The organism is Methyloceanibacter superfactus (assembly GCF_001723305.1).
Taxonomy (GTDB): Bacteria; Pseudomonadota; Alphaproteobacteria; order Rhizobiales; family Methyloligellaceae; genus Methyloceanibacter; species Methyloceanibacter superfactus.
Genome location: NZ_LPWF01000016.1, coordinates 218541 through 244575, shown reverse-complemented (window position 1 = coordinate 244575; position 26035 = coordinate 218541). Strand labels below are relative to the sequence as shown.

General features: G+C 65.8%; 25 protein-coding genes and 5 pseudogenes. 13 read left to right on the top strand and 17 right to left on the bottom strand.

Annotated features, from left to right (window positions below):
* Positions 1 to 341 precede the first annotated feature (341 nt).
* From AUC69_RS05900 to AUC69_RS16125, 4 genes and pseudogenes are all read right to left on the bottom strand, one after another.
* Complete coding sequence (locus tag AUC69_RS05900; protein WP_280136621.1) at positions 342 to 1574, bottom strand: Nramp family divalent metal transporter; 1233 nt, start codon at positions 1572 to 1574, stop codon at positions 342 to 344.
* A gap of 44 nt (positions 1575 to 1618) precedes the next feature.
* A complete protein-coding gene (locus AUC69_RS05895) occupies positions 1619 to 2650 on the bottom strand; it encodes a hypothetical protein (protein ID WP_425283508.1) in 1032 nt (343 codons plus the stop codon).
* A 160-nt stretch (positions 2651 to 2810) separates the two neighbouring features.
* A complete protein-coding gene (locus tag AUC69_RS17380) occupies positions 2811 to 3434 on the bottom strand; it encodes a DUF4339 domain-containing protein (protein ID WP_069441319.1) in 624 nt (207 codons plus the stop codon).
* A 55-nt stretch (positions 3435 to 3489) separates the two neighbouring features.
* Positions 3490 to 3564 (bottom strand): annotated as a pseudogene (locus tag AUC69_RS16125) (GMP synthase (glutamine-hydrolyzing)); the annotation flags it as partial.
* A 35-nt stretch (positions 3565 to 3599) separates the two neighbouring features.
* On the opposite strand from AUC69_RS16125, the gene AUC69_RS05885 reads away from it, so the two are divergent.
* A complete protein-coding gene (locus tag AUC69_RS05885; protein ID WP_069441318.1) occupies positions 3600 to 4085 on the top strand; it encodes a YaiI/YqxD family protein in 486 nt (161 codons plus the stop codon).
* Positions 4086 to 4104: 19 nt separating this feature from the next.
* Here the strand turns inward: AUC69_RS05885 and guaA are convergent, their stop codons facing one another.
* Positions 4105 to 5712, bottom strand: a complete 1608-nt coding sequence (gene guaA / locus AUC69_RS05880; RefSeq protein WP_069441317.1) for a glutamine-hydrolyzing GMP synthase — start codon at positions 5710 to 5712, stop codon at positions 4105 to 4107.
* Between guaA and AUC69_RS05875 the strand changes: the two are divergent.
* Positions 5603 to 6804: pseudogene (locus tag AUC69_RS05875) on the top strand (methyltransferase). The gene guaA and the pseudogene AUC69_RS05875 overlap by 110 nt on opposite strands.
* A 228-nt stretch (positions 6805 to 7032) precedes the next feature.
* Here the strand turns inward: AUC69_RS05875 and AUC69_RS19290 are convergent.
* Positions 7033 to 7596, bottom strand: a complete 564-nt coding sequence (locus AUC69_RS19290) for a hypothetical protein (RefSeq protein WP_342018538.1) — start codon at positions 7594 to 7596, stop codon at positions 7033 to 7035.
* A gap of 164 nt (positions 7597 to 7760) precedes the next feature.
* On the opposite strand from AUC69_RS19290, the gene AUC69_RS16940 reads away from it, so the two are divergent.
* The gene (locus AUC69_RS16940) at positions 7761 to 7916 is read left to right on the top strand and encodes a hypothetical protein (RefSeq protein WP_158008034.1); all 156 of its coding nucleotides are present in this window, start codon (positions 7761 to 7763) and stop codon (positions 7914 to 7916) included.
* Positions 7917 to 8131: 215 nt separating this feature from the next.
* On the opposite strand, the pseudogene AUC69_RS19285 reads toward AUC69_RS16940, so the two are convergent.
* The 4 genes and pseudogenes from AUC69_RS19285 to AUC69_RS05855 form a co-directional block, all read right to left on the bottom strand.
* Positions 8132 to 8479 (bottom strand): annotated as a pseudogene (locus AUC69_RS19285) (MFS transporter); the annotation flags it as partial.
* Positions 8479 to 8733: a hypothetical protein gene (locus AUC69_RS19280; protein WP_342018537.1), complete on the bottom strand. Its 255-nt coding sequence runs from the start codon at positions 8731 to 8733 to the stop codon at positions 8479 to 8481. The pseudogene AUC69_RS19285 and the gene AUC69_RS19280, both read right to left, overlap by 1 nt.
* Before the next feature lie 17 nt (positions 8734 to 8750).
* Positions 8751 to 9236, bottom strand: a complete 486-nt coding sequence (locus AUC69_RS19275; protein WP_342018536.1) for a hypothetical protein — start codon at positions 9234 to 9236, stop codon at positions 8751 to 8753.
* On the bottom strand, positions 9236 to 9664 hold the full coding sequence (locus tag AUC69_RS05855) for an MAPEG family protein (protein WP_069441313.1): 429 nt from the start codon (positions 9662 to 9664) through the stop codon (positions 9236 to 9238). Before AUC69_RS05855 ends, AUC69_RS19275 begins: the two co-directional genes overlap by 1 nt.
* 102 nt (positions 9665 to 9766) lie before the next feature.
* Here AUC69_RS05855 and AUC69_RS05850 point away from each other — a divergent pair, with 102 nt between their 5' ends.
* Both AUC69_RS05850 and AUC69_RS05845 read left to right on the top strand, forming a co-directional pair.
* Positions 9767 to 10501 (top strand): hypothetical protein, encoded by a 735-nt coding sequence (locus tag AUC69_RS05850; RefSeq protein ID WP_141700617.1) that lies wholly within the window; start codon positions 9767 to 9769, stop codon positions 10499 to 10501.
* Positions 10502 to 10611: 110 nt separating this feature from the next.
* The gene (locus AUC69_RS05845) at positions 10612 to 11439 is read left to right on the top strand and encodes a tetratricopeptide repeat protein (protein ID WP_069441311.1); all 828 of its coding nucleotides are present in this window, start codon (positions 10612 to 10614) and stop codon (positions 11437 to 11439) included.
* Positions 11440 to 11447: 8 nt separating this feature from the next.
* Here the strand turns inward: AUC69_RS05845 and guaB are convergent.
* Together guaB and AUC69_RS05835 are read right to left on the bottom strand one after the other, a co-directional pair.
* Positions 11448 to 12963: pseudogene (gene guaB / locus AUC69_RS05840) on the bottom strand (IMP dehydrogenase).
* A 114-nt stretch (positions 12964 to 13077) separates the two neighbouring features.
* Positions 13078 to 13995: a LysR family transcriptional regulator gene (locus tag AUC69_RS05835; protein WP_069441310.1), complete on the bottom strand. Its 918-nt coding sequence runs from the start codon at positions 13993 to 13995 to the stop codon at positions 13078 to 13080.
* Between the two features lie 111 nt (positions 13996 to 14106).
* Here AUC69_RS05835 and AUC69_RS16935 point away from each other — a divergent pair.
* The 4 genes and pseudogenes from AUC69_RS16935 to arsB form a co-directional block, all read left to right on the top strand.
* Positions 14107 to 14634 (top strand): annotated as a pseudogene (locus tag AUC69_RS16935) (glutathione S-transferase family protein); the annotation flags it as partial.
* 97 nt (positions 14635 to 14731) lie between these two features.
* Positions 14732 to 15337: a pyridoxamine 5'-phosphate oxidase family protein gene (locus AUC69_RS16930; protein WP_069441308.1), complete on the top strand. Its 606-nt coding sequence runs from the start codon at positions 14732 to 14734 to the stop codon at positions 15335 to 15337.
* A 119-nt stretch (positions 15338 to 15456) separates the two neighbouring features.
* Complete coding sequence (locus AUC69_RS05820; RefSeq protein WP_069441307.1) at positions 15457 to 15795, top strand: ArsR/SmtB family transcription factor; 339 nt, start codon at positions 15457 to 15459, stop codon at positions 15793 to 15795.
* A 19-nt stretch (positions 15796 to 15814) separates the two neighbouring features.
* Positions 15815 to 16876, top strand: coding sequence for an ACR3 family arsenite efflux transporter (gene arsB / locus AUC69_RS05815; protein WP_069441306.1), 1062 nt, complete (start codon positions 15815 to 15817; stop codon positions 16874 to 16876).
* A 25-nt stretch (positions 16877 to 16901) separates the two neighbouring features.
* Here the strand turns inward: arsB and AUC69_RS05810 are convergent, their stop codons facing one another.
* Together AUC69_RS05810 and AUC69_RS05805 are read right to left on the bottom strand one after the other, a co-directional pair.
* On the bottom strand, positions 16902 to 17960 hold the full coding sequence (locus AUC69_RS05810; protein ID WP_069441305.1) for a methyltransferase domain-containing protein: 1059 nt from the start codon (positions 17958 to 17960) through the stop codon (positions 16902 to 16904).
* A gap of 106 nt (positions 17961 to 18066) precedes the next feature.
* Positions 18067 to 18786 (bottom strand): RlmE family RNA methyltransferase, encoded by a 720-nt coding sequence (locus AUC69_RS05805; RefSeq protein ID WP_069441304.1) that lies wholly within the window; start codon positions 18784 to 18786, stop codon positions 18067 to 18069.
* An 88-nt stretch (positions 18787 to 18874) separates the two neighbouring features.
* Here AUC69_RS05805 and AUC69_RS05800 point away from each other — a divergent pair, with 88 nt between their 5' ends.
* On the top strand, positions 18875 to 20308 hold the full coding sequence (locus tag AUC69_RS05800; protein ID WP_069441303.1) for a DHA2 family efflux MFS transporter permease subunit: 1434 nt from the start codon (positions 18875 to 18877) through the stop codon (positions 20306 to 20308).
* Here AUC69_RS05800 and AUC69_RS05795 read toward each other — a convergent pair.
* The 3 genes from AUC69_RS05795 to AUC69_RS05780 all read right to left on the bottom strand — a co-directional run bounded on the left by AUC69_RS05795 (position 20305) and on the right by AUC69_RS05780 (position 24656).
* Complete coding sequence (locus tag AUC69_RS05795; RefSeq protein WP_069441302.1) at positions 20305 to 21528, bottom strand: Ppx/GppA phosphatase family protein; 1224 nt, start codon at positions 21526 to 21528, stop codon at positions 20305 to 20307. The genes AUC69_RS05800 and AUC69_RS05795 overlap by 4 nt on opposite strands.
* Before the next feature lie 703 nt (positions 21529 to 22231).
* Positions 22232 to 23248, bottom strand: a complete 1017-nt coding sequence (locus AUC69_RS05785; RefSeq protein WP_158008033.1) for an O-antigen ligase family protein — start codon at positions 23246 to 23248, stop codon at positions 22232 to 22234.
* Positions 23249 to 23690: 442 nt separating this feature from the next.
* On the bottom strand, positions 23691 to 24656 hold the full coding sequence (locus AUC69_RS05780) for an AraC family transcriptional regulator (protein WP_158008032.1): 966 nt from the start codon (positions 24654 to 24656) through the stop codon (positions 23691 to 23693).
* A 24-nt stretch (positions 24657 to 24680) separates the two neighbouring features.
* On the opposite strand from AUC69_RS05780, the gene AUC69_RS17370 reads away from it, so the two are divergent.
* The 3 genes from AUC69_RS17370 to AUC69_RS05765 all read left to right on the top strand — a co-directional run bounded on the left by AUC69_RS17370 (position 24681) and on the right by AUC69_RS05765 (position 25983).
* Positions 24681 to 24890, top strand: a complete 210-nt coding sequence (locus AUC69_RS17370; RefSeq protein ID WP_069441299.1) for a hypothetical protein — start codon at positions 24681 to 24683, stop codon at positions 24888 to 24890.
* Positions 24891 to 24908: 18 nt separating this feature from the next.
* Positions 24909 to 25592 carry an ion channel gene (locus AUC69_RS05770; protein ID WP_069441298.1) on the top strand — a complete coding sequence of 228 codons (684 nt, stop codon included), beginning with the start codon at positions 24909 to 24911 and terminating at the stop codon, positions 25590 to 25592.
* Positions 25593 to 25716: 124 nt separating this feature from the next.
* Positions 25717 to 25983, top strand: a complete 267-nt coding sequence (locus tag AUC69_RS05765; RefSeq protein ID WP_069441297.1) for a hypothetical protein — start codon at positions 25717 to 25719, stop codon at positions 25981 to 25983.
* Positions 25984 to 26035: the final 52 nt, after the last annotated feature.

The window sequence follows — 26035 nt, the reverse complement described above, 5'->3', positions numbered from 1 at the left end:
GCGGGAATTGCCGTCCGCGATGAGCCCATCTGTCCCGCGCCGTCCTCGGGCGCCGGACCCCGTCCCGCGATCAAGACGCCTCGCGAAAGCGCCCCTCAGAAGACAAGGTGGAGTGAGTGTAAGGCAGGTTTTCGGGGCGGGGATATCTTTTGGCGCAGCGGCGCTCGGGACCCGTCTAGGAGGGTCCGCGCGAAGGTGGAGGCGGACGGGATCAAGGCCTTCTGGTCCTAAGCGCTGTCGGACCGCCGCGCGGTGACGACCAAAGGCCGGTTTCCACTCCATCGATCCGGGGAAGCTCACGATGGCGCCCAATTTCGCGGAGGAATGCGCCGCGCAGAGATCTAGACGAGAGGCCGCAAGGCGATCCAACTGAAGAACAGCAAGACGACCATGAGCACGGCGATCGTCAGCGGCTTGTTCCTGAACGCCGGCCCCACCCATTGGGATCGCCCGTTGAAGATGAGAAGCGCGAGCGCGAGGACCGGGAACAAGAGCGCGCCCGTCACCGCATAGGCCAATTGGATGTCGCGAAAACCCCAAAACAGTCCGGCCATCGGCACGGTGGCGATGAGGAGGAGATAGGCGCGGTAGGGCGCGGCCTGCGTATCGACGCGCGTTGACGCGTCGGAGACGCCGCCTTTCAGCAACCCCCAGCAGTCGGCGAAAAGATAGGGAACCGACTGCCAGACGCCGAGCAGGCTCGAGAACACCGCGCCGAGCGCGCCGACGAGAAAGAGCCATTTGCCGACCGGCCCCATGACCTCCTCGAGCCGGCTCGACAGCGTGACCAGCAGCTTGGCGCCCGAGCCTTCGATGCTGATGCTCGAGCCCACGATGACCATGGCGAGGCCGAAGACAGCGGTCAGGAGATATCCCGTAGCGAGATCGATACGGCACACGCGCAGATCGTCCGGCTGCGTCCGCCCTTCCTCGCGCAACCAATAGCCGTAGCAGAGCACGGTCAGCGTGCCGCCGACGCCGCCGATCAAAGCGAGTGTCCAGGACAGCCCCTGCCCGCCCGCATCCGGAATGCGCGGGACGAACAGACCCTCGAGGACGGGCAGCGTGCCGGGCCATAAAAGCCCCGCCGCGAGGACGACGGTGACGAGCATGACGACGATGCAGGCGCGCATCACGGCCTCGAACAGCCGGTAGCCTCCGAACCAGACAAGCACGAGGCCGGCGAGACTTGCCGCGATGCCGAACACGACCTTGCCGCGCGCCGCATCCTCGAACACCGGCAGCATGGCGTGCAGCGTGACGCCCGTCGCGCTCATCAACGCCGACCCGACGAAGAAGGACCACAGCAGGAGATAGGGCAGGAACAGCCAGACGACGCCACGGCCGAGACGGCCGACGGCGCCCTCGATCAGCGTCTCGCCCGTCGCCAGCTGCCAGCGCGCGAGCCCCTCGGTGACCACGAACTTGAAGAAGGCGCCGACGACGACGGCCCACAGCACGGCCGTGCCGAGCAATCCACCGACGAAGCTGCTCGTGGCGAGATCGCCGGCGCGACGCCGGTCGCGGCGAGCAACAACCCAGGCCCGATCATGAGAATGAGCGGGGCGCGCGATGGCGATGCGCGTCCTGGCATCGGCTCGGCCGCCTTCCTGAAGCCTTACGGCCGCTTGCAGATCGGCAACGGCTCCGGTTTCGCCGGCGGATGATCCTTCTTATACGCAACCAGCGCCGGCTCGACCGTCTCTCGCGGCCAGAAGTTGGGCGCGCCGATCTCCGCCAGGCAGGACGCGTTCCAATAGAGCCCGGCACGCGCCGGCGATTGGCCGGCCTTCACCGCGCGTCCCACGGCCACGATGTCCCGCGCTTCGGGATAAATATAGACCGTGGTCGGCCTGTTCTCCGCCAGCGGCAGAATCTTCGCGGAGTCCGACGCGGGCCAGCTGGTGCAGCCATTGCTGCGCCCGGCGCCGTAGTCGATCAGCTTGCCGTAAGGCACGTAGCCGTCCTCGTCCGCGTAGGGGCTGCTCGGATATTTCATCCGGCAGATCCACGACACGATCAGGCCGGGATGGCCGCCGATGGCGCGCGCCCGGGCATTCGCGGTATCGCCCTCGCCCTCGAACTGTAGGAACGAGCGGACCAGCGGCTGGTAGCTTCCGTCCGCGCGGTAATAGCCCTTGAAGGATGTCCTGGTCTCCGCCGTCACATAGCCGCCGCCGGTCGTCAGCTTGGAATTCTCCGCATTGCTGAAATTCTTGGCGCAGCGCACGCTGTTCGAGAGATCGGCGACACCCGGCAGATTGCGGCCGCTGCCGTGGCCGGACGGCACCGCGCGGAACGTCTTGTTGGCTTCGCAGATGACATAGAACCGGCGCCCCGAGACGGCCGGACGCGTGGCGTCGAAGGCGAAATAGCAGGCATTGTCGACAGCGCCTTCGCGAACCTTTTGCAGATAGAACGCCCGTGCTCGGCGGAGCACCAGCCCCGAGATCTGTCCGTCGCCGTCGCCCACATGAGCTTGCAGCCAGGGCGGAATACCCGGCGCGGACGGCGCGGCAGGCGACGGCGGCACCGGCGCGGCCGGAACGGGCGCGACGAGCCACGGCAGATCCTCGGCGAAGGCTCTAGGCGAGCCCGGCAAGGCGCAGAACGCAGCCAGCGCAAGGAGACTGAGAAGGAGAGATGACATCCGCATAGGATCGAATCCCCTCATCGATCCGATTTTCGATGGTGCCCCGAGCATCCCGCCCTAGGCGCCCCAACCGGTCCAGATCATCAGGAAAATTATTGTCTAATCTGAGACGTTAGGGCGGAGTGCTTAATCGGGCCTAAACGGCGGCGGCCCTGCCTCAGCGCGCGGGGGATCGCTTCTCGACCGGCCCCAAGACCGCGGAAGCCTCCATATAGCCGGTGACGCCCGGCCGCCACAGTAGGTCGTCATCCCGGAGCTCGCCGCGCTTCGCTTGCCGCCGCAGCTCCTCGTAAGTGAACGGGCCCGAGCGCGTGCCCCCGCGCGACACATGCCAGATGCGCTCGAAGATGTCCTCGCCCATGCGCTCGTCCTCGGTGGGCGCCCGTGCCTTCAAATGCGACCGGACGCGGTCGAGAAAGCGGTCCCGCAATTTCAACTGCCCCGCCTTGGAGCCGAAGGCGCGGAACGCGCGCACGCTGATCCCAAGCCACACGCCTAAGTAAAACGGCGGACTCGGATAAAGACGCTCCCAAGCGACTGGTGCGTAGAGCGCCAGGAGATAGCCGGCCAAGGCGAACAGCGCGCCCCACACGATGGGAGAAACGAGAAAGCCGGGGACCGCGCGCCAGCGCAAGCGCCCCTGCACCGCCCACAAGACGGCGCGGGGCAGCGCATAGAGAAGCGGCAGGGCGATCGCGTGGAACGAGAGCGCGCCGAGAACATAGCCAGCGGCGAAGAGGCCGGCTTCCTCGGCTAGAAATCGTACGAGGTCCCAGTCCATCGGCGATCCTAACCTGCCAAATAAGGCCGGGTTCGGGTCAGAGGCGCGTTCCCCCCTACTCCCACTCGATCGTGCCGGGAGGCTTGGAGGTGATGTCGTAGACGACGCGGTTGATGCCGCGCACCTCGTTGCTGTTGCGGGGGCCCGGCTGCTAAACATCCAGCCATGTTCGAACCCATCCTGATCCTTGTCGATGCCGATGCCTGTCCCGTAAAAGACGAGGTTTTTCGGGTCGCCGCAAGATACGCGGTCAAGACCATCGTCGTTTCCAACGCCTATATGATGCTGCCGAAGGACGCGAACATCGAGCGCGTGATCGTCGATCAGGGCCTCGACATTGCCGACGATTGGATCGCGGAGCGGGCCCGCCCCGGCGTGATCGTGGTGACAAACGACGTGCCCCTCGCCCATCGCGCCCTCACTGCGAAGGCCGAGGCCATCGCACCGAACGGCAAAGCCTTCACCGACGCTTCCATCGGCATGACCCTCGCCATACGCGATCTGATGACCGATTTGCGCTCGGCGGGCGAGATCACGGGCGGCCCGCGGCCGTTCTCGAAGGCTGACCGCTCGGCCTTCCTCCAGGCGCTCGATGCGGCGATCGTGCGCCTGAAGCGCAGCGGTCACCCCACGGATCAGCCCGGCGCGTGATGCGCGCCGCTAAGAGGGATCACTCCCACTCGATCGTGCCGGGCGGCTTGGAGGTGATGTCGTAGACCACGCGGTTGATGCCGCGCACCTCGTTGATGATGCGCCGGGCGGCGTGCCCCAGAAACTCGTGGGAGAAGTCGTAATAGTCCGCCGTCATGCCGTCGGTCGAGGTGACGGCGCGCAGCGCGCAGACGAAGTCGTAAGTGCGCGCATCGCCCATGACGCCCACGGTGCGCACGGGCAGCAGCACGGCGAAGGCCTGCCAGATCGCGTCGTAGAGGCCGGCCTTGCGGATCTCGTCGAGATAGATGGCGTCGGCCTGGCGCAGAATCTCCAGCTTCTCTTGCGTGATCTCCGCCGGGAATGCGAATGGCAAGCCCGGGCCCGGGAATGGATGCCGGCCGACGAAGGCTTCGGGAAGACCGAGCTCGCGGCCGAGCTTACGCACCTCGTCCTTGAACAACGCGCGCAACGGCTCGACCAGTTTCAGCTTCATGGTCTCGGGCAGGCCGCCGACATTATGATGTGACTTGATGGTGACGGAGGGACCGCCCGTCGCCGACACGCTCTCGATCACGTCCGGATAGAGCGTGCCTTGGGCCAGGAACTCGGCGTCCTCGAGCTGCTCGGATTGCTCCTCGAACACTTCGACGAACAGCCGGCCGATGATCTTGCGCTTGGCTTCCGGATCGGAGATGCCGTCCAGCGCGCGCAAGAAACGCTCGCTCGCATCCACATGGATCAGCGGAATGTTGTAGGTGCCGCGGAACAGATCGACGACTTGGCGAGCCTCGTCTTGGCGGAGCAGTCCGTGATCGACGAAGATGCAGGTGAGCTGATCGCCGATCGCCTCGTGGATGAGAAGCGCGGCGACCGCCGAATCCACGCCGCCCGACAGCCCGCACACCACCCGGCCCTCGCCCACCTGATCGCGGATGCGCGCCACCTCCGCCTCGCGGAACTGCGCCATGCTCCAATCGCCGTCGCAGCCGGCGATCTCGCGTACGAAGTTGGCGATGAGCGCCGCGCCCTTCGGCGTGTGCACCACTTCGGGATGGAACTGGACGCCGAACAGCTTGCGACTGTCGTCGGCGATGGCCGCAAACGGCGCGCCGGTCGAGATGCCGACGGCGCGGAAGCCCGGCGGCAGCTTGGTCACCCGGTCGCCGTGGCTCATCCACACTTGCGCCCGCTCCCCCTCGGCGAACACGCCGGCAAAGAGCGGCGTCTCGTCGATGATTCTGAGCTCGGCGCGGCCGAACTCGCGCTCGCGTCCCGCTTCCACCTGACCGCCCAGCGCCGCGACCATGGCCTGCTCGCCATAGCAGATGCCGAGCACCGGCACGCCCGCGGTGAACAGGGCTTTGCCGGCGCCGCGCGGCGTGCCGGTCTCATGCACCGAAGCGGGACCGCCGGACAGGATGATGGCGCGTGGCAGAACGGGACCGAGGGCGGCTTCGGCCTTGTCGAAGGGCACGATCTCCGAGTAGACCCCCGCCTCGCGCACCCGGCGCGCGATGAGCTGGGTCACCTGGCTGCCGAAATCGACGATCAGCACCCGGTCCTGGGAGCCGTCGGGGGCCGGGTCTTGGGGCTCTTCGACTGAAATCTCGCTCACATCCGTCATGGCCGGTGGTTATAGCAGGGAACCCGAGTCGGCAATGCCGCTTGTGCCGGAAACGGCCCCATGCGATTTCCGCCTTATGAGCCAGTCCGAGCACGACGCCGAGGCGCGCCTGCGGGGCCAGATCGAGGCCTATCATGACGCGGCACTTGCCTATGCCTGCGTGAAGCTCGGCCTGCCGGAGACCATGGGGGAAAGCGCCTGGACGGCGGAGGATCTGGCCAAGGCGCTGGACCTCTCGGCCCCTCATCTCCTGCGCACCTTGCGCGGGCTGGTGACCATCGGCCTCTGCGCCGAGCAGCCCGGCGGGCGTTTCGCGCTGACCGAGACCGGCCGCGCGCTGGCGCCGGACGCCCACTCAACCTTGCGCGAGAAGCTGCTGATCGTGGTCGAGCAATATTGGCGTCCCTGGGCGAACCTCGCCGCTTGCGTGAAGACGGGCACCCCCGCCTTCGAGCAGGTGTTCGGCGAGTCTGTCGGCGCCTGGCGGCGGTCCCATCCGGAAGCCGGCGCCGTGTTCGAGGCTTATGTGGAAGGCGAGACCTTCGCGCAAAGCCAGCCCATCGTGGACGCGCTCGACCTTGCCGGGGTGAAGACCGTGGCCGAGATCGGCGGCGGTCATGGCGCACTCCTCGCCGCCGTGCTCCTGGCGCATCCGCACGCGAATGGCGTGCTGATGGACGTGCCCCACAAGCTCTCAGGCGCCCGGGTCTATCTTCAGTCCGATGGGCTGGCCGGCCGCGTCGGGCTCATGGCCGGCGACATGCTGCAGGCCATGCCCGTCGAGGCGGACCTCTATCTGTTGAGTCCGTGCTCCAGCAGCATGACGATGCGCCAGCCCGCGCCATCCTGGAGAACTGCCGCAAAGCCATGAAGTCCGGCGCCAGGCTCGTCGTCATCGAGCGGCTCTTGCCGGAGCACGCCACCGACGACCCCGCCGCGGTCATGCTCGACCTCCACATGATGGCGATCACCGGCGGCAAGGCCCGCACCGAGTCCGAGATCAGAGCGCTGATCGGCGATGCGGGCCTCTCCCCCGCCGATCTCTCCGCCACCCGGACCGGCCTCTCCCTCATCGCGGCGACCCGCCCGTGAATCAAAAAACCCCGGCCTTTGGGCCGGGGCTTTCTGTCGTCGCAGCGTGTCTCAGCGGCTAGTCCGCGGGCGCGCAGGTCCCGGAAGCATCGTCCCAAACCATGCCAGCGTCCTCGCAGCTCGCTTGATCCGTGGGCGCGTCCTGAGCGAACGCGACAGACGAGGCAAACGGAGCCGCTAGGCCCAATGCAAGAAGCATCGCAACCAGACTTTTCATTGACGTTATTCCTAGATGAAGACCGCCGGAAACCGGCCAACTCGACGCTTACGAGCGGATTTTGACAACGTCAAGTCCGAACTGCGGCGAGGGGCGTACGCTTTGCCGCTGCAATTGCGGCGGGCCGTTCGGGCGCCGAGCGGGACCAAAAACCGCTCCGCCCCGGCGGCAACAAAATCCGCGAACAGATTCAAAGGAATCGTGAAATCGCCTTGCCCCCGGAAGCGCCATGGCGCCTGACACCCGGACGGCTTATGCTGAAAACCACTGGCGGCGACAGGATACTGACGGCGATGCGAGGCTGGGTGGCGGGTTTGACCTTGGCCTTCGGCATGGCCGCCGCAAGCGGAACGCTCATCGCCTATAGCGGCCCGGACTACGCCAAGCTCAAGGCGCTGCTGCCGCCGGGACCGGACGCGGCGCTCTGCCTCTCCCGAACCTACGACGCGGATCACTTGAACAAGCATAAGCAGCAGCAGGTCACCGCGCTCGTGCTCCTCATCCGCTATGTCGTCTTGAGCGATGACGACGCGATCCTCGTCGCCACCGAAGACGGCGGCATCAGGAAGCAGCACTTCCGCTACGACTTCACGTTGGCGGCGAAGGTCAGAGACCGGCGCGAGACCCTTTACGCCGAGCGGCGACAGCGCCTTCGGAGGAGGCGATCGGCTGCGGCGTGGAATGTGACGGCGGCGGCATCGAGGTCGAGCCGGTCGCGGGCGGCGATGGCGCGGTCCTCGTGCGGCTCGAGCGCATCCGCATGACGCAAGGCTGCAGCGAAGGCGACGCCGTCGACCTCGAAGGCGACGTGGACGACAAGGTCTTCAAGCTGAGCACGGCGCCCCGATCCCTGTGCGACGCCATGCAAAGCCGCGCCGCGAAGGCGCTGCAATGACTCGCGCTTCCGCTTGAGGGAAGCGCTAGCCTGTACGCTCGAAGACGGCCACGAAGAACCCGTCGGTCCCGTGGCTGAGCGGCGTCATCAGCAGCGTCTCCTCCGCCCGTCGGCCGAGGGCGGCGCGCCGATGGCAGGGCGGCCTCCCAGGCCGCGCGCCACGGCACGAGCTTGAAGTCGGCATGACGCGCGAGAAAGGCGTCGACCTGGCCGCGATTTTCCGGCGGCAGCACCGAGCAGGTCACATAGACGAGACGCCCGCCCGGCTTGACCAGCGGCGCGCCGAGATCGAGCACGGCCCGCTGCTCGGCGCAGCGCGCCTCCAGCATCTCCGGCGACAACCGCCATTTGGCGTCGGGCCGCCGCCGCCACACGCCGGACCCCGTGCACGGCGCATCGATGACCACCAGATCCATCTTGCCGTCGAGCGCGGTCAGCGCATCGGGCTCGCCGGCGCCGAGCACCTGGATGTTGCGCGCACCCGCCCGCTTCAGCCGCTCGAAGATCGGCCGCAAGCGAACCCGGTCGGAGTCGTAGGCATAAAGCTGTCCGGTGTTTTGCATTAGCCCTGCGAGCGCCAGCGTCTGTAGCCGCCCGCGCGCGCGCACAGATCGATGACCTGCTGGCGCGGACCCGCGCCGCTGAGCAGCGCGGCAAGCTGCGAGCCCTCGTCCTGCACCTCGAACCAGCCTTTGCCGTGCGCGGCGTCCGCCTCAACATTGGGGCTACGCCCCGGCCCCGCCCCTTGCGCGATCCGCACCCCAAGCGGCGAATGAGGGGTCGGCATGGCATCTAGGCGGTGAAGCGCCTTCAGCACCTTCTCCCGCGTGGCCTTCAGCGTGTTGACCCGGAGATCGACCGCGCGCGCGCCGCGAGCGCCGCGCCTTCAGCCGCTGCGCGCTCCCCGAACGTTTCCACAAAAGCCGCATCGAGCCAGTCCGGAAAGTCGCCCCGCACATGAGCCGGCGCATCGTCGGGGAGATGACGCTTCACGCCCGCGAGCTCGGTCTCGGACAGCGGCGGCGGCGCGAAGCGGCTGCCGTCGCACAAGGCCACTACCGCATCGGGCGTCATGCCCCAGCCTGTGACGAGCGTGCGCAGCACGAGCGCGCGCGGGGTCTCCTCCCCCATGGCGGCGGCGCAGGACGCGCGCTTGCGCAAACAATCGAACACCAGATTGCCGATCGCCGCGCGGTCGCCCGAACCGGCAAATCTGTGGCCGAGCCCCCAATCCTTCAGAGCCTCGGACGCGGGCCGCTTGCGTTGCGCAATATCGGCGAGCACCTCGATGGCCGCGCTCGCCCGCGCCGCTGGGGTCATCAGGCCGCCTGGAACAGGATGACGCGGGCGATGACGATCACCCACATCAGCGCCAGCGCGATGGCGCCGATCAGGAAGACCGGCGTGCGGTGGCTGAGCCGGTTCGAGGTCACATGGATAGTGGCGTGCACGATGCGCGACACGACGAACATCCACATCAGCACATAGAGCGTGACGTCGAGGGTCCGCGTGATCAGCGCCAGCAGCACCACCACGTAGAACAACACCGGCATCTCCACGGAATTGTGGAAGGCATTGCTGATCTGGAGCACGCGCGGCGGCCAGTTCGGCTCGCGCAGCGCGATCTGCTCCGGCTTCACTTCGCCCCGCCGCACCGCCCGGAGCCGGAGAATGATGGTCCAGAACAAGAGCACGAAGGTCAGCGCGACCTGGACGAACATCGGCATCAGAATAGCTTCGATCGACATTGGGTCCCCTTCATGTGCCGCGAACAAGCGACCGAGCGACAACCCGGCGCGGAGCCCTTATACGCTGTGGGACGCCATCTGTAAGCCGGGGCACGAAACCGCATGTCATCCAGACCGATGCTCACCTATCCGCTCGCCTTCCTGGCCGGTGCCATCGGCGCCGTGCTCGGCTGGTTCCTGACAGGGTTCGCGGCAAGCTACCTCGCCGGGCTCGCGGGCGTCTCGGACATGGAAGGCGGCCGCGCTATGTTCGCCTTTTGGGGCGTGGGGCCCTTTGGCGCCCTCGCCGGCCTCGTCCTCGGCGTCTTGATCGTGCTGCGCTATCAGGGCGGCTACCGGGGGCTCGCGGGCCTCGCCGGCCGCACGGCCGCGGTGGTCATCGGCCTTGCCGCCGCCACCGGCCTGGGGCTCTGGATCTACAGCCTCTCGGGCGATGTCCTCGTCACGAACGGACCGGCCCCGCGGCTCGCCTTCGAGATCCGGTTTCCACCCGATGCCGTTCTCCCGGCCAAGCTCGAGGGAGTGGGGGTCGATCTCGATACCGACAAGAACTCCATGCCCGCCGCCTATTTGCGGACCGGCAGCGACGGCACGCGTCCGGTGCTCTCCGGCGTGGTGGAGCTCTATTTCCGCACGAGCCACCGCATCGTCGTGCTGCGCGTCAAGGGCGAGCCGGACCGGCTGTTTCTCCTGAAGCTTGCAAGCAATCCTTCCGCATCGGCAGAATTCGGGGCTTGGCAGCCGGTCGATCATGTCGCCGACCGGCCGGACGGCGCGCTGCGCCGGGGAACGAAGGAAGACGGCTACGAGATCCGATATCTGGTCGAGCGCAATTAATTGCCAAATTGCTTGGTAAACATGGACGGATGTTCAATTGACGCGACCCGCCGGGCCCTTCTACACCTAGCCCCAAAGAAAAAGTCCAAGCGTTCCCAAGGAGGTTTTCCATGCGCTTTCGCGCTTCCATGCTCATTTCCGCCGCAGCCGCCGCGCTTCTCGTCGCGGCCGTCCCGGCGTCCGCCGCCGAGGCGGAGAAAGATCCGTGCTTCGACGCCCACGGCTCGGTCAAGGAGGTGCTCGACGCCTGCGCCGACTTTATCGCCAAGGGCTCCGACGATACGAAGCTCCTGATCCGGGCCCACACCATCCGCGCCATGGGGCTGTCGGCGACCGGCAGCCTCGATGAGGCTCTGGACGAGATGACCGCCGCCGTCGAGCTCAACCCCAAGCGCGCCAATAGCTACTTCATGCGCGCGGCCGGTTACGACGCCAAGAAGGATTACGACAAGGCGATCGCCGATCTCGATACCGCTATCGGCATCAACGACGCGGACGCCGACTACTATCTGCTGCGCGGCACCGTCTACAGCCACAAGAACGATTTCGATAAAGCGCTTGTCGACATGAACAAGAAGGTCGAGCTCGATCCGAAGGCGACCAACGGCTATTCGAGCCGGGGCGCGCTCTACCGCAAGCGGAAAGAGTATGACTTGTCGATTGCCGACTATTCCGAGGTCATCAAGATCGACCCGAAAAGCACCCAGGGCTATATCGATCGCGGTTGGATCTACGTGCTCAACGACGACCTCGACAGTGCCGGGGCCGATTTCGACACCGCGCTGAAGCTGCAAGAGAACAACGCCATGGCGTTGGTCGGCCGCGGCGTGGTCAAGAGCCGCAAGGGCAAGCCCACCGACGGCAGCGCCGATCTCAAGATGGCGAACAGGCTCGAGCCTGGCATCTTCGACGAGGTCCGCAAGCTCGGCATCAAGTAGCCTCTCGCCTACCCCTCGCGCGGATAGTTGGGCGATTCCCGGGTGATGGTCACGTCATGCACGTGGCTCTCGCGGAAGCTCGCCGTTCGAGATGCGGATGAACTCGGTGCGGGTCTGGAACTCGGGGATCGTGCGCGCGCCGGTGTAGCCCATGGAGGCGCGCAAGCCGCCGATGAGCTGATGCAGCACGCTCCCGGCGGGGCCCTTGTAAGGCACCTGCCCCTCGATCCCCTCCGGCACCAGCTTCAGCGTGTCCTTGATCTCCTGCTGGAAATAGCGGTCGGCGGAGCCGCGCGCCATGGCGCTGATCGAGCCCATGCCGCGATAGGATTTGTATGAGCGGCCTTGATACAGGAACACCTCTCCGGGGCTCTCGTCGGTGCCGGCAAGCAGCGAGCCGAGCATGACGCAATCGGCGCCCGCGGCGAGGCGCTTGGCGAGATCGCCCGAATAGCGGATGCCCCCGTCGGAGATCACCGGCACGTCCGCCTTTTTCGCCACCTCGACCGATTCCAAGAGCGCGGTGAATTGCGGCACGCCGACGCCGGCGACGATGCGCGTGGTGCAGATGGAGCCGGGACCGATGCCGACCTTGATGGCGTCGGCGCCGGCATCGATCAGCGCGCGGGTGCCGTCGGCGGTGGCGACATTGCCGGCCACCACCTGCACGGCGTTCGAATGGCGCTTGATGCGCGCCACCTGATCGAGCACGAGCTGCGAATGACCATGGGCGGTGTCGACCACCACGAGATCGACGCCGGCATCGATCAGATGCTCGGCGCGGGCGAAGCCCGAATCGCCGACGGACGTGGCCGCGGCGACCCGCAAGCGTCCCTGCTCGTCCTTGCAGGCATGAGGATGAGCACGGGCTTTCTCGATATCCTTGACGGTGATCAGGCCGACGCAGCGATAATCGTTGTCGACCACGAGCAGCTTCTCGATGCGGTGCTGGTGGAGCAGCCGCTTGGCTTCTTCCATGTCGACATTGTCGGCGACGGTGACGAGCTTTTCCTTGGTCATCAGCTCGGCCACGCGTTGGGTCGGATTGGTGGCGAAGCGCACGTCGCGGTTGGTGAGGATGCCGACGAGCTTGCCGCCGACCCCGCCATTGCCCGCGGGCTCGACCACCGGAATGCCGGAGATCTGATAATCGGCCATCAGCTTCAACGCGTCGGCCAGGGTCTGCTCGGGGTTGATGGTGACCGGGTTCACCACCATGCCGGACTCGAACTTCTTCACCTGGGCCACTTCGGCGGCCTGCTCCTCGGGCTCGAGATTGCGGTGGATGACGCCGATGCCGCCGGCCTGGGCCATGGCGATGGCGAGCCGCGCCTCGGTGACCGTATCCATGGCCGAGGACAGGATGGGAATATTGACCGAGATCGACCGGGTGACGCGGGAGGTCACTTGGACCTCGTTGGGCAGGACTTCCGACGGACCCGGACGGATCAAGACGTCGTCGAAAGTCAGCGCCAGGGCGCTGTCGGGGAATCGGGAGCTATTCGAAGACTGCCCGTTGGGCATTGGCCAACCTCTTTTCGTCGGGCCTCTCGCGGTCTTGCGCAGTGCAATAAGCGGTGGCCGGTTGGCGGCTTCCTTTAGCAGCTTGTCCCGGGCTTGGAAAGCTGCCCGGCCCGGTTAACCCTCGCTGTCCACCGGTTCGGCCCGTTTGAGCCGCTTGCGCAGGCGCGGCACCGCAAAGCTCGCGAAGCTTTGGACCTTCACCTGCGGCAAGCGGTCCTCCCGATGGATGAGGCTGACCGGGATGGCCTCCGGCTCGAAATCCTCCAGCAGCAGGCGGAGCGAGCCGTCCGCCAGGCTCGGATCGGCCTGGTAGGACAGCACCCGCACGATGCCGAGCCCGGCCTTGGCCGCGTCGATGGCGGCATCCGCCGTGTTGACGATGAGCCGGGGCTCGACCGTCACACTCGCGGCTTTGCGGCCGGCGAAGGCCCACCGCTCCGCCGGCGTGAAGGTGTTGAAGCTGATGCAGTGATGCTGCGTGAGGTCTTTCGGCGTCTGGGGAGCGCCGGCCCGCGCCAGATAGGCCGGGCTCGCGCATGTCACGTAGCGCACGGTGCCGAGCTGCGTGGCGCGCATGGACGAGTCGGGCAAGTGCCCGATGCGGATGCCGAGATCGAGCCCCTCCTCCACCAGATCGACCACCCGGTCCACCAGCAGCATGCGCGCCGCCATGCGCGGAAAGGCGTCCAGATACGCCGTCACCACCGGCAGGACGTGCCGCCGCCCGAACACCACCGGCGCCGTGAGCGCCAGCATGCCTTGCGGCTCGGCCTGCTCGCCGGTCAGGCGCCGCTCGGCCGCGTCGAGATCCCCGAGCACGCGCCGGCAGGTCTCGAGATAGGCGCGCCCCGGCTCGGTCAAGGACAGCCGCCGCGTGGTCCGGGTGACGAGACGGACGTCCAGCGCCTCCTCGAGCGCCTTCAAATGGCGGCTGACCGTGGTGAGCGGCATGGCCAGCCGACGCCCCGCCGGCGACAAACCGCCCGCATCGGCGACGGCGACGAACACGCGCATGGCGGTGAGACGGTCCATTTAATCCTTCCGAAATATGGGACAATCACTTGAGAGATTAGAGGATACCGCCGCTAAACGGAATACGGCATAACAGCCCTCGCGAGCCGGCATCCGGCTCTTGAACCGCCAATGGAGGATCACGTGGCCAAGCTGAAGCTGTACGACCTCGAGCCGTCGGGGAATTGCTACAAGGTCCGGCTCTTCTGCGCGCTGCTCGGACTGGAGCTCGACCTCGTGCCGGTCGACTTCATGGCCGGTGCCCACAAGAAGAGTCCGCTCATCGACATGAACCCCTACGGCGACGTCCCCATCCTCGAGGACGGCGACGTGGTCTTGCGGGATTCCCAGACCATCCTCGTCTACCTCGCCAGGAAATTCGGCGGCGAGGACTGGCTGCCGACCGATCCCGTCGCCATGGCCGAAATCGTGGGCTGGCTCATGGTCGCCGAGAACGAGATCGCGCGCGGACCGGGCGATGCCCGGCTGCACGACAAGTTCGGTTACGCCATCGATGTCGAGCGCGCCCGCGAGAACGCCGCCCGCATTCAAGGTCTGCTCGAAGCGCATCTGAAGAAGAACGACTGGCTCGCGCGCAATCGCCCGACCATCGCCGACATCGCCTGCATGCCCTATGTCGCGCTCGGTCACGAAGGGGGCGTGTCGCTCGAGCCCTACCCCGCCATTCGCGCCTGGATCGGCCGCATCAAAGCGCTCCCCGGCTTCATCACCATGCCGCGCTCTAGAGAGCCTTCGCATGACGACCTGGATGGACATCGCCTTCTCGCCCGCGGTCAAGGACGCGCAGACCCGGCGCGGCTCCCGCCAAGCCTATGCCCGCATGGAGGCGAAGGGCTCGCAGCGGACGTTTCTCGACGCCGACCTCGCCGGTTTTATCGCGAGCATGCGGTCCGTCTATCTCGCCACCGCGAGCAGCAATGGCCAGCCCTATATCCAGCATCGCGGCGGACCGCCCGGCTTCCTGCGCGTCCTCGACGAGACCACGATCGCCTTCGCCGACTTCAGCGGGAACCGGCAATATATCTCCACCGGCAATCTCGCCGAGAATCCGAAGGCGATGCTCTTCCTCATGGATTACGCCACCGGCCATCGGGTGAAGATCTGGGGCACGGCCCGCGTGATCGAGGACGATCCGGACCTGATCGCCAGCCTGATGCCCGAGGATTACGGCGCACGCGGCGAAGCGGCGATCCTGTTCACCGTCGCCGCCTGGGACACCAATTGTCCGCAGCACATCCCGAAAATGCTCTTTGCCGAGGACGTGACCCGGCTTGCCGAACGCGTGCAATTGCTCGAAGCGGACAATGCGCGCCTGCGCGCGGCGCTTGCTGAGCACGCTTAGCCGCCGCGGGCGCCCTCGAGCGCAGCCGGCCTCACCCCATGTCCCGCGTCAGCCCTTGCGCGAGCCCGCAAGCGTGCTAAACATCGTCCATCGTCGAATAACGATGAACTGGAGAGACGATGGCTGCCGTCAAATTGCGCGACCCGGCGCCCCTCGCGCGCGTCCCGGCCGAGCATGAAAACATCGCGTCCCTGGCCAAGGCGCTGGGGCACCCTGCCCGGGTTGGCATTGTGCAGATGCTGCACGAGAAACAATCCTGCATCGGCTGCGATATCGTCGACGAAATCGGCCTCGCCCAGTCCACCATCTCCGAACATCTGCGCATCCTCAAAGCCGCCGGCATCATCACCGGGAGCATCGAGCGTCCGCGGGTCTGCTACTCGCTCAACGCTGCGGCTTTAGAGCCACTGCGGCACTTTCTCGATGACGTGGCGAAGCGTGCGGCCCGCCACCAATAACAACAAAGACTGAGGTCTCATGTCCACTTTCGAACGCTATCTCACTGTCTGGGTCGCGCTTTGCATCCTCGTCGGCATCGCACTCGGACATTTCTTTCCGGGCTTCTTCCAGACGGTCGGTGCGGCGGAAATCGCCCACGTCAACCTACCTGTCGCGGCGCTGATCTGGCTGATGGTCATACCGATGCTCATCAAGGTCGATTTCGGCGCGATCGGCAAAGTGCGTGAGCACTGGCGCGGGATCGGCGTGACACTGTTTATCAACTGGGCGGTCAAGCCGTTCTCGATGGCAGCTCTAGGCTGGTTCTTCATCGGCTATGTCTTCGCCCCCTATCTGCCCGCCGATCAGATCAACAGCTACATCGCCGGACTGATCGTGCTCGCAGCCGCGCCTTGCACGGCCATGGTGTTCGTATGGAGCAATCTGTCCCACGGCGAGCCGGACTTCACGCTGACTCAAGTGGCCTTGAACGACACGATCATGGTTTTCGCCTTCGCGCCGATCGTCGGGCTTCTGCTTGGGCTGTCGGCGATCACCGTGCCGTGGGAGACCCTGCTCCTGTCGGTCAGTCTCTATATTGTCGTGCCGGTGATCATCGCCCAACTCGTGCGCCGATTTGTCTTGGCAGATGGCAACGGCGAGGCGCTTACGCGGCTCCTATCGTTCCTGCAACCGCTATCGCTCGTGGCATTGCTCGCGACCCTCGTGCTCTTGTTTGGCTTCCAAGGCGAGCAGATCCTGGCCCAACCCCTGATCATCGCCATGCTGGCGGTACCGATCCTCGTTCAGGTCTATTTCAACTCAGGCCTTGCCTATCTCCTCAACCGCGCCGCCGGCGAGACCCATTCGGTCGCCGGCCCGTCGGCCCTGATCGGCGCCAGCAATTTCTTTGAGCTCGCCGTTGCCGCAGCGATCAGCCTGTTCGGCTTCCACTCAGGTGCTGCCCTGGCAACGGTTGTCGGTGTCCTGATCGAGGTTCCCGTCATGCTGTCCGTGGTCAAGATCGTGAACAGCAGCAAGGGTTGGTACGAGGCTGGAGCCGGCGTCCAACGTGTCGCGCGTGAGAGAGGAAGCGCCTGAGCGACAGGTCTCGATCGCGCCCCTTCTAGCAGCAGCTCGATGTCGCCTCGGACGGCTCCGCCGCATTGAACGGCAACGCCGTTCCCGGGCTCGCGCAGCCGGGGAAGATCCCGTAATGGGTCGAGAAGTCGCCGATGAAATCGAAATAGGGATGGAACCGCGTCTCGGCCAGCATGCGCCAGGAGTTGCCGCAGATCGGAAACACCTTGCCGCGCTCTATCGTGTGATGCTGGTCCAACGCGAAGGCTTGGCTCTCCTCGGCCACGCCGCCGCGATAGATGACCGCTTGGCCGTAATCCTCGCACGCCGGCTCCAGCCCATCGAGCTTGAACAGCCGGTAGGTGGCGGAGAAGAATTTCGCCTGGCCGAGCTTCTGCCGCATCGCCTCGTTCTCCACGGTGATCGGCCGTGAGGTGACGAGGCGCGGGTCGAGGAAGCCTGCCGCCTTCGCCATGGGCAAGAAGTCGTTCCAATAGAGCGCGCCGCCGAGACACTCGCCATAGAGCAACGGATCGGCGCGCACCTCGTCGGGCAACCGCCGGTCGCAATAGACATCGGCGAAATAGATCTCGCCGCCCGGCTTCAGCAGGCGATGTGCGCCGCGCAACACCGCGAGCTTGTCCACGCAGAGATTGATGACGCAGTTCGACACCACCACGTCGAAGGTCCCGGGCTCGAGATCCAGCGCGTCAAGCTTCTCAAGATAGCCTTTGAGGAAATGGACATTGGGCTTGGCATAGCCGAACTGCCGCATGTGCCAGTCTTTATGGGTCTCGGCCGTGGCGAGCTGCTCGTCGGTCATGTCGACGCCGACCACCTCGCCCCGCTCGCCCACCAGCTGCGAGATCAGATAGACGTCGCGCCCCGAACCCGAGCCGAGGTCGAGCACGCGGCAATCTCGCAGCGCCGACGGGATGACGATGCCGCAGCCGTAATATTTCGACCGCACCTCCTCGTGCACGTTGGCGATGGCCGCCTCGAGATGGCCGGGCACTCCGCCGCCGTCGCAGCAGGCCGAGGTCTTGAGGTCCTGCGAGCCTTTCAGGATCTTGCCGTAATACTCCTTCACCACCTCGACATTCATGGCGCGCTCCCTGTTCGCCGCAACCGATCAATATGGGCACAGTTTAGCAAGAGTCGTGGGGCGGCAGCAGCACACGCCCAAGCACAGTCCCGTGAATGGCCGCGGCCTAGCCGTCCGCCGGCGCGCCGCGGAATCCGGTGGCCAGCACGTAGACTTCCGAGGAATCGGCGCGGGACGCCTTCGGCTTGACATGGGCCACCTTGGTGAAGCCTTGGCGCAGCCGCGTCACCAGTTCTTGGCCCGCGCCGCCTTGCAGCACCTTGGCGAGATAGGCCCCGCCCGGGTTGAGGGTATTCTCGGCGATGTCGAGCGCCGCCTCGGCGAGCCCGATGACCCGCAGATGGTCGGTGGCGCGATGACCGGTGGCCGACGCCGCCATGTCGGACAGCACCACGTCGGCGCGGGCGCCGTCGAGCGCCGTCCTGATCTTCTCGCCCGCGTCCGGATCGGTCACGTCGAGCACCATGAAGCCGACGCCCGGCACCGGCTCGATCTCGTTGAGGTCGGCGGCGATCACCTTGCCCTTGCCGCCTTCGGACTTCACGCGCGCGGCCGCCACCTGACTCCAGCCGCCCGGCGCCGCGCCGAGATCGATCACCGTCTTGCCAGGCTTGAGCAGGTGGTACTTGTCGTCGATCTCGATGAGCTTGAAGGCGGCGCGGCTGCGATAGCCTTGGCGCTTCGCCTCTTCCACGTAAGGGTCGTTGAGCTGCCGCTGGAGCCAACGGGTCGAGGCGATCTTCCGCCCCTTGGCGGTCTTGACCCGGACCGTGAGCCCGCGCCGCCCGCCACCGCCGGAACTCCCGCCTTTCGTTGATTTCACCATGTGTTAATCACGCCCCACGCCGCACCGCCTTGACCCAGCGGGCCGGCTCGCCCCATGTCCACCTTGTCCGTCCTCTAACACCTGCCACATGCCCCGCTATTTCGTCACCCTCATCGTTGCGGTCGCCTTGTTCATGGAAACCATGGACTCGACCATCATCGCCACGTCGCTGCCGGCGATCGCGGCCGATCTGGGCGAGGATCCTATCGCGCTGAAGCTGGCGCTCACCTCTTATCTGCTGTCGCTCGCCGTATTCATCCCGGTCAGCGGCTGGATGGCCGACCGGTTCGGCGCGCGCACGGTGTTCCGCGCGGCCATCGTCGTCTTCACGCTGGGCTCCGCGGCTTGCGGCTTCGCCCAAGGTCTCGGCGACTTCATCCTGTTCCGCATCGTGCAGGGCATGGGCGGGGCGATGATGGTGCCTGTCGGCCGCCTCGTCATTCTGCGGAGCATCCCCAAGGCGGAGCTCATCTCCGCCCTCGCTTGGCTAACCGTGCCGGCGCTGATGGGACCGGTGATCGGCCCGCCGCTCGGCGGCTTCATCTCCACCGTGTTCGACTGGCGCTGGATCTTCTGGATCAACATTCCCATCGGCCTGCTCGGCATCTATCTCGCCACGCGCTTCATCCACAATTTCCGCGAGGAGAAGGTGCCGCCGCTCGACGTCAAAGGCTTCTTCCTCTCGGGTATCGGACTGTCCGGCCTTGCCTTCGGCTTCACCGTCATTGGACAACCCCTGTTTCCCATCGAGTTCGTCGCGGGCCTCCTCGTTGTCGGCGCCATCGGCTGCACGCTCTATGTCCGCCACGCGCTCCGCACGCCCGCGCCCCTGCTCGACCTGCGGCTGCTTAAAATCGACACCTTTTATGCCAGCGTGCTCGGCGGCTTTCTGTTCCGCATCGGCGTGGGCGCCACGCCTTTCCTGCTGCCGCTGTTCTTCCAGCTCGGCTTCGGCATGACGCCGCTGCAATCGGGCCTCCTCACCTTCGCCACCGCCGTCGGCGCCATCGCCATGAAGACGACCGCCGCGCCGATCATCCGCCGCATCGGCTTCAAGCGCATCCTGGTGTGGAACGCATTGGTGACAGCCGCGTTTGTCGGCGCGTCCGCGCTGTTCACCGCCGCCACGCCGGCGGCGGTCATCCTCGCCGTGCTCCTGGTCGGAGGCTTCTTCCGGTCGCTCCAGTTCACGGCCATCAACTCCATCGCTTATGCGGATATCGAAGAGCATGAGATGAGCAAGGCGACCAGCTTTGCCAGCGTCGTCCAGCAACTGTCCATGTCCGCCGGCGTCGCCACCGGGGCGCTCGTGCTCGAGTTCGAGCGCATGGGCCGCGACTCGCATGAGGTGCTGGCGAGCGACTTCCCGCCCGCCTTCCTGCTGGTCGCCACCCTGGCGGCGAGCTCGGCCCTCGTCTTCATGCGCCTGCCGAAGACCGCGGGCTCTAGCCTGTCGCGGCGCGCGCATGCGGTCGGGCGAGCCGGCCAAGCCAGTCGAAACGGTGTAGTCGGACGGCGCTAGCCGCGGCCGGGATGAGGCTGGCCCCCGCCCCTACGGCGCCGCCGCTGCGGGCGCGGCGCGGACCGGCGCTCGTGACCGTCCTCGGCCATGAGCGTGGTGAGAATGCCCTCGCGCAAACCGCGATCGGCGACGCGCAGGCGCTCACAGGGCCACATGCGCAAGAGCGCTTCGAGAATGGCGCAGCCGGCCAACACGAGGTCGGCGCGCTCATGACCGATGCAGGGCTGCGCGACGCGGTCGGCATAGCTCATGGCGATGAGGTCGTTGGAGACGGTGCGCACGTCGCGCTCGGAGAGCCAGCAGCCATCGACGCGCGAGCGCTCGTAAGCCGGCAGCTTCAAATGAATGCCGGAGATCGTGGTGACCGTGCCGGACGTGCCGAGAAAATGCGCGCTGCCTTCGGTGACTCTCTCGCCGAAGCGATGCTGCGACTCGAAGCCTCTCAGCGCCACCATGACGTCTTCCACCATGGCCTCGTAATTGGCCGGCGTCACGTCGCGGCCGCCGTGGCGCTCGGCCAGACTGACGACGCCGATGGGCAGAGACGTCCACGCGGCGACGCAATTCTGTATCTCGGCGCGGTCGTGAAGCGTTCGCCGTCCGCGTCCGAGCCGCTTGAGGTCGAGCCAGATCAGCTCGGAGCTGCCGCCGCCGATATCGAACACCAGCGCCCAGTCGCAATTGCGGTCGAGCAGCGAGGCACAGCCCGACACCGCGAGCTTGGCCTCGGTTTCCCGGCCGACGATCTCGAGCTTGAGCCCGGTCTCGTTCTGCACCCGGTCCATGAACTCGGCGCTGTTGGTGGCGACTCGGCACGCCTCGGTGGCGATGAGCCGGGAGCGCGTCACCCCGCGCCGGCGCATCTTGTCGGCACAGACCCTGAGCGCGTCGACCGTGCGCTTCATGGCGGCGTCGGAGAGCTTGCCGGAGCTGAGGACGCCTTCGCCGAGGCGGATGATGCGGGAGAACGCGTCGATGACGACGAAGCCGCGGCGCGACGGCTTGGCGACGAGGAGCCGGCAGTTATTGGTGCCGAGGTCGAGCGCGCCATATACCGAATGAGCCGGACCTCGCGCGAGCGCGCCCGTCGCTTTTGTACCCTCGGCTGCCCTCGCGACACCGTCGGCCAACGCACTGACCGGTCCTTTGACCGGCGCGCCTGCGAGCGCCTTGGCCCCAACCGGGACCGGCGCACCGCTCTCGCCTGTCTCGCTTCGCATGGGGTCGGCGTCACGCGAAACTATGGCAGCCGTGCGGGGATCGCCGCTCGGCCCTATCACAATGGTCAAACCTCGTTCGCCGAGAGCCGCCAGCGTCTCTTGAGCCCAGCCAGCGGCTACGGCATTGATCCTATGTGACTAATCTAACAAGCTCCTGGGGCAGGTAAAGCGGGTTTCGGAAAGCCACCGCGGACAGGCCGAAAGCCTTGCCAGGCCCCACGTCAGCGTGCGGTCAAAGAGCGAGCGGAGGTCGAGAGCGTCGTCTTTCCGGCGCGTAGACACGCAAGACGACTCAAAGCCAATGAACATGCTAGACCCCCAAGACGCGGATCGGGACCGCGGCTCCACCCAAAGCCATCGCGGCTATCCAGCCGCGGGCCCCGAATGGAAGATCCGGGGTCGAACCGTCGGTCAGGAGTAGCGAAGTGAACCGCAATATCTATTTGATCGGAATGTTACTCGCCGCATCTGTCGCGAGCGGACCTGCTTTCGCAGAGAGCGCTCGGATGGTCTGCGAGCGGGCGTGCATTGCAACGTACAAAGCGAAGACCGACCGTGTGCAGAGCAAACTCAAAGAGTGCCGTGCGGATTTCTCGATCCCTCGCCCCCCCTGCGACGCAGCCCAGCTAACCGAGGATTACGCCCTGGACACGTATCGGCAGTGCGAGAAGAAGTGCGTAAAGCTGACGATTGCCCCTCCGTCTTAAGCACCCGGGCTCATCTGGTCGTTTAGCGCGACTGCCGCAAGACGCTTGGCCAACAGAATCGCTGCCCAGGCGAAGACGTAGGAGGCGAACAGCCATGTCTGCCACAGATCGAAGCCCGAGGCGCCGACGGCCGCGCCCGCCGCGAAAAGCCCATTGGCGCCGGCCTGGACCAAGGCCGGCAGGGTGCCGATCTGCCAAAGGGCCACCAGCCCTAGCCCGAGGGCCAGAGCCGCGCCGATAGCGCCGAGTTCGAGCCAGATCTGCAGGAAGATATTGTGCGGATGGGGCACGCGCCGCCCGTCGGCCACCGGATTGGCCTCGCGCAGCATCTTGGGATCGGCCGGCAATTGCAGCTTGAGCCCGCGGGCGCCGCGAATGCCCACGCCCATGATCGGGGTCTTCCAGACCTCGTCGGCCATGTGCTTCCAGATATAGAAGCGTGCCGCCACGCTCGCCGGCGGCAGCCACGTCCAACGGTTCCAGCCGAGATCGTAGGGCAGCGCCGACAGCGGCACGGCGAAGACCATGGCGATCGTCCACGCCACCATCAGACCCACCCGCGTGGCTTTTAGCGACAGCGCGCTTGCGCCCAGCACCAGCGCACCGAGACTAAAGGCGACGAGCGACGTGCCGCTTTCGGAGATCAGCACGCAGATGGCCGCCGCGAGGACCAGCGCCGCGAGCACCGCGTGACGCCTCGTCCGCGCCGCCAAGGCAGACGTGAACATCAATCCGGGGATCAGGAGGAGCACGAGGCTGGTGACGTTGCGGTTCAGCACCGAGGCCTTCACATCGACGATCTCGCCGTCGACGATCACCACTTTCTTCGGCGCCAGATCGAACAGCAGAATGACATGGTTGGCGATGTAGCGCTTGATCGGCTCGTCAAAGACCAGCTCGAGCAGCAGAAACGCCACCCCGAGCACGAGGCCGGCCAACGCCGACTTGGCCAGCACCCGCGTCTCCCGTGGGTCGCCCAGCAGGAAGGACGAGGCGATGAGGAACCCCGCCACCACAAGCCCGAGGGTGGCGGCGGCCTGGAGAATTCGCCGCTGCCGGTCCAGGCCGTATTGACGAAGAGATAGACGATGAACAGGACGAGCGCGATGCCGACCGGCGTGCGCAGCAAGGCCGACGGCCGCTTCGCATCGGCGGCGAACACGTGGAACGCGGCGACGATGCCGAGCAGGCCCAAGAGGACCGGGAGCAGGCGCGGAAACGCCGGCGAGGCGAAACACAGAAAGCCGACCAGCACCGCCTCGATACGAAACAGCAGCCGCCCATGGGGCGTGCGGGACCGGCCCCACCGTCAACCAAATCCGTAGCCACGCGGCATCCCCCCAAAGGCGCCAGGCCCCCACGGCCATTTTCGCGCAAAGCTACCGGGCTTGTGGCGGATTGACCATAGGGCATCCGGGACTACAGACCCGGCCAGCCTTTGCGTGCCAGCGGCGCCTAGGCCCGGCGGGCGTAATCGCGTGGCGCCATCCCGGTCCAGCGCCGGAAGGCCCGAATGAAGTGCGCCTGATCCGAATATCCAAGCATGAAGGCGATTTCCATGGACGAGCCGTCACCGGTCACGACACGGCGAGCCGCCTCGACGCGCCTGACGTCGTCGACGATCTCCTCGAACGCGAAGCCCCAGTCGCGAAGCCGCCGCTGCAATGTTCGCGTGCTCATGCGCAGCAACGCCGCCACCCGCTCTATCGTCACCCCACCGTAAGGCAACATCTCCTTCACCAGCGCGCAGAGATTGGCGGCGGTCTGCATGGGATCCGCTCCATTTGACGTCGCATGCGGTGCTGCCATGCTAGAATCCATGATCGCGCGATCGATCACGATGGCATCGAAATCACAACCGAACTGAAGCGACGGCCCGAACGCCTCCTCGAGCCGGTCGACCGTCCGCCCATAAGGTTCGGAGAATTGCACACCGATCGCTTCGGGCACGCCGGCGAGCAAGGCCACGCTGCGTAACACCGCCAGCGCGCCGTGGATGTGCTGCCGGGGGTCCGCGCTGGACCGGCCGGCGAACGCCAAACTGAGTTTGGCGACGCCGTTGGACTCGACCAACCGCATTTCGGTACCTTTGTGGATGAGACCGATGCCGTTTATGGCCGCGTGGCACGCCTGCCTGAGAGTCGCCGCGCCGGACACCGCTTCGCCCCATGGCCCGAGATCGGCCAGCCTGAATCGCCGCCCGACCGCGGCGCCGGGAAACAGCTCGCCGGTGGCGGCATACAATTCGTTACCGAGACGGAAGCAGAGATTGCGCGGTACCCACCCGTTCGCATCCAGCAGAGCCGACGGTGCCAGCCCGGCGCGCTTGAAGATCTCGATGGGATTGACGGAGCGGCTTCGCAAATAGGGCGCTATGTGGAGCAGCGTCCTTGGATTATGCGCGAAGGCTTCACTCGACATTGGCCAACTCTCCTTTGGCGCGAAATGGCAAGACTTATAGCGCGTACAGCCAATAGCGTCACCGGGCATATCACGCCGCCATTCAACCAGGAGTATTCCAAGGTGCTCGAGGGCGACATGCCGGCCAAGGGCGAAGACGTTGCCGTGTTCATCGACATCATCGGTATGCCGTTGACGCCGCTCTCCTACGCGGGCGTGGCGCGCCGCTCATTTCGGCGGGCTGCCATTTACTAAAGATCGTATGCTGCCCGGATGACAGGGACGAGACTCAGCAGTCTGCGAGAACGTTGGAGCGACCCGCTTCTGACGGCGCTCACGCTGCTGCTCGCTCTGCTGATGTTCGTTCTCGCGCCGCTTCGTGCGGAGCAAATTCCAGGCGCTCAGGAATTGGGATTCGCGCTCGTGGCCCTGGTCGCGGGCGCGGTTCTGATTCTGTCTGGGAAACGGTTCGCCATGTGGGCGTTGATGGTCGCCATTCTCATGGCTGCCATCGCCGCCATCCATCGGCATTTTCAGCCATCCACCTTGGATGTGTATCTCGACGCCACGGCGTGGCTGCTGATCAGTCTGGCACTCATTTTGGAGGTGGGCCGCGCGGTTTTCGGTCCGGGGCGCGTCACCTATCACCGCGTCATGGGCGCCATACTGCTCTATCTCGCCATGGGCTTGGCCTTCGCCGCGCTCTATACATTTATCGGCTTAGCGAACGACGCAGCATTCTCGGGCTTCGTCGTCAGGGACAGCCCAAACCTCGCCGACACCATGATTTATTTCAGCTTTGGAGCGCTGACCGGCATCGGTTCGGGCGATATCACGGCGCTGCACCCGATCGCGCGCAGCCTGACCATTGTGGAGGCCATGATCGGACAGCTTTATCCGGCGACGCTGCTGGCACGCCTCGTGACGCTCGAGGTGGAAGACAGCGGACGCCTTTAAAACTGGCATCCACGGCCGTCAATTGGCGCCAAATGGCAAGACTTGTTGCTATCGCGGCGAATAAGACCTCCTAATTATCAGCTGGCCAGGATGCCGGGCCATCATCAACCCAGGGGGGAAACACATGACGAAATCAGTTCTAGTAATTGCAGCCTTGTCTGGAATGCTGTCCACGGCGGCCTTCGCCGGCCAGCCCACGCAGGAAGAAACCCAGTTCTGCGCCCATGATTATCGGCAGTACTGCAACGAGGACGGGATCGGCAGCCAGTTGCTGGCACTTTGCATGCGCCAGCACGGCAAGGAGCTCTCCGCGCAGTGCATCAAGGCCCTGGAAGACGCCGGCGAGGTCACGCCGCAAGAGGAGGCCGAACTTGAGAAGCGGGGCCAATAAGCGAAGCCCGCAAGGCTTCGCTGCTCCACTTAAGCCGACCACGGATGGCCCG

What these genes read in the sequence shown, in the direction of transcription:
- AUC69_RS05770 (WP_069441298.1), top strand. Translation starts at nt 24,909, where the DNA reads ATGACAGGGACGAGACTCAGCAGTCTGCGAGAACGTTGGAGCGACCCG.
- AUC69_RS05895 (WP_425283508.1), bottom strand. Translation starts at nt 2,650, where the DNA reads ATGTCATCTCTCCTTCTCAGTCTCCTTGCGCTGGCTGCGTTCTGCGCC.
- AUC69_RS05855 (WP_069441313.1), bottom strand. Translation starts at nt 9,664, where the DNA reads ATGTCGATCGAAGCTATTCTGATGCCGATGTTCGTCCAGGTCGCGCTG.
- AUC69_RS05800 (WP_069441303.1), top strand. Translation starts at nt 18,875, where the DNA reads ATGCCCCGCTATTTCGTCACCCTCATCGTTGCGGTCGCCTTGTTCATG.
- AUC69_RS17370 (WP_069441299.1), top strand. Translation starts at nt 24,681, where the DNA reads ATGGCAAGACTTATAGCGCGTACAGCCAATAGCGTCACCGGGCATATC.
- AUC69_RS05805 (WP_069441304.1), bottom strand. Translation starts at nt 18,786, where the DNA reads ATGGTGAAATCAACGAAAGGCGGGAGTTCCGGCGGTGGCGGGCGGCGC.
- AUC69_RS05835 (WP_069441310.1), bottom strand. Translation starts at nt 13,995, where the DNA reads ATGGACCGTCTCACCGCCATGCGCGTGTTCGTCGCCGTCGCCGATGCG.
- AUC69_RS05780 (WP_158008032.1), bottom strand. Translation starts at nt 24,656, where the DNA reads ATGTCGAGTGAAGCCTTCGCGCATAATCCAAGGACGCTGCTCCACATA.
- guaA (WP_069441317.1), bottom strand. Translation starts at nt 5,712, where the DNA reads ATGACGGATGTGAGCGAGATTTCAGTCGAAGAGCCCCAAGACCCGGCC.
- AUC69_RS05845 (WP_069441311.1), top strand. Translation starts at nt 10,612, where the DNA reads ATGCGCTTTCGCGCTTCCATGCTCATTTCCGCCGCAGCCGCCGCGCTT.
- AUC69_RS05810 (WP_069441305.1), bottom strand. Translation starts at nt 17,960, where the DNA reads ATGAATGTCGAGGTGGTGAAGGAGTATTACGGCAAGATCCTGAAAGGC.
- AUC69_RS05885 (WP_069441318.1), top strand. Translation starts at nt 3,600, where the DNA reads ATGTTCGAACCCATCCTGATCCTTGTCGATGCCGATGCCTGTCCCGTA.
- AUC69_RS19275 (WP_342018536.1), bottom strand. Translation starts at nt 9,236, where the DNA reads ATGACCCCAGCGGCGCGGGCGAGCGCGGCCATCGAGGTGCTCGCCGAT.
- AUC69_RS17380 (WP_069441319.1), bottom strand. Translation starts at nt 3,434, where the DNA reads ATGGACTGGGACCTCGTACGATTTCTAGCCGAGGAAGCCGGCCTCTTC.
- AUC69_RS05850 (WP_141700617.1), top strand. Translation starts at nt 9,767, where the DNA reads ATGTCATCCAGACCGATGCTCACCTATCCGCTCGCCTTCCTGGCCGGT.
- AUC69_RS05820 (WP_069441307.1), top strand. Translation starts at nt 15,457, where the DNA reads ATGGCTGCCGTCAAATTGCGCGACCCGGCGCCCCTCGCGCGCGTCCCG.
- arsB (WP_069441306.1), top strand. Translation starts at nt 15,815, where the DNA reads ATGTCCACTTTCGAACGCTATCTCACTGTCTGGGTCGCGCTTTGCATC.
- AUC69_RS05765 (WP_069441297.1), top strand. Translation starts at nt 25,717, where the DNA reads ATGACGAAATCAGTTCTAGTAATTGCAGCCTTGTCTGGAATGCTGTCC.
- AUC69_RS16930 (WP_069441308.1), top strand. Translation starts at nt 14,732, where the DNA reads ATGACGACCTGGATGGACATCGCCTTCTCGCCCGCGGTCAAGGACGCG.
- AUC69_RS05795 (WP_069441302.1), bottom strand. Translation starts at nt 21,528, where the DNA reads ATGCGAAGCGAGACAGGCGAGAGCGGTGCGCCGGTCCCGGTTGGGGCC.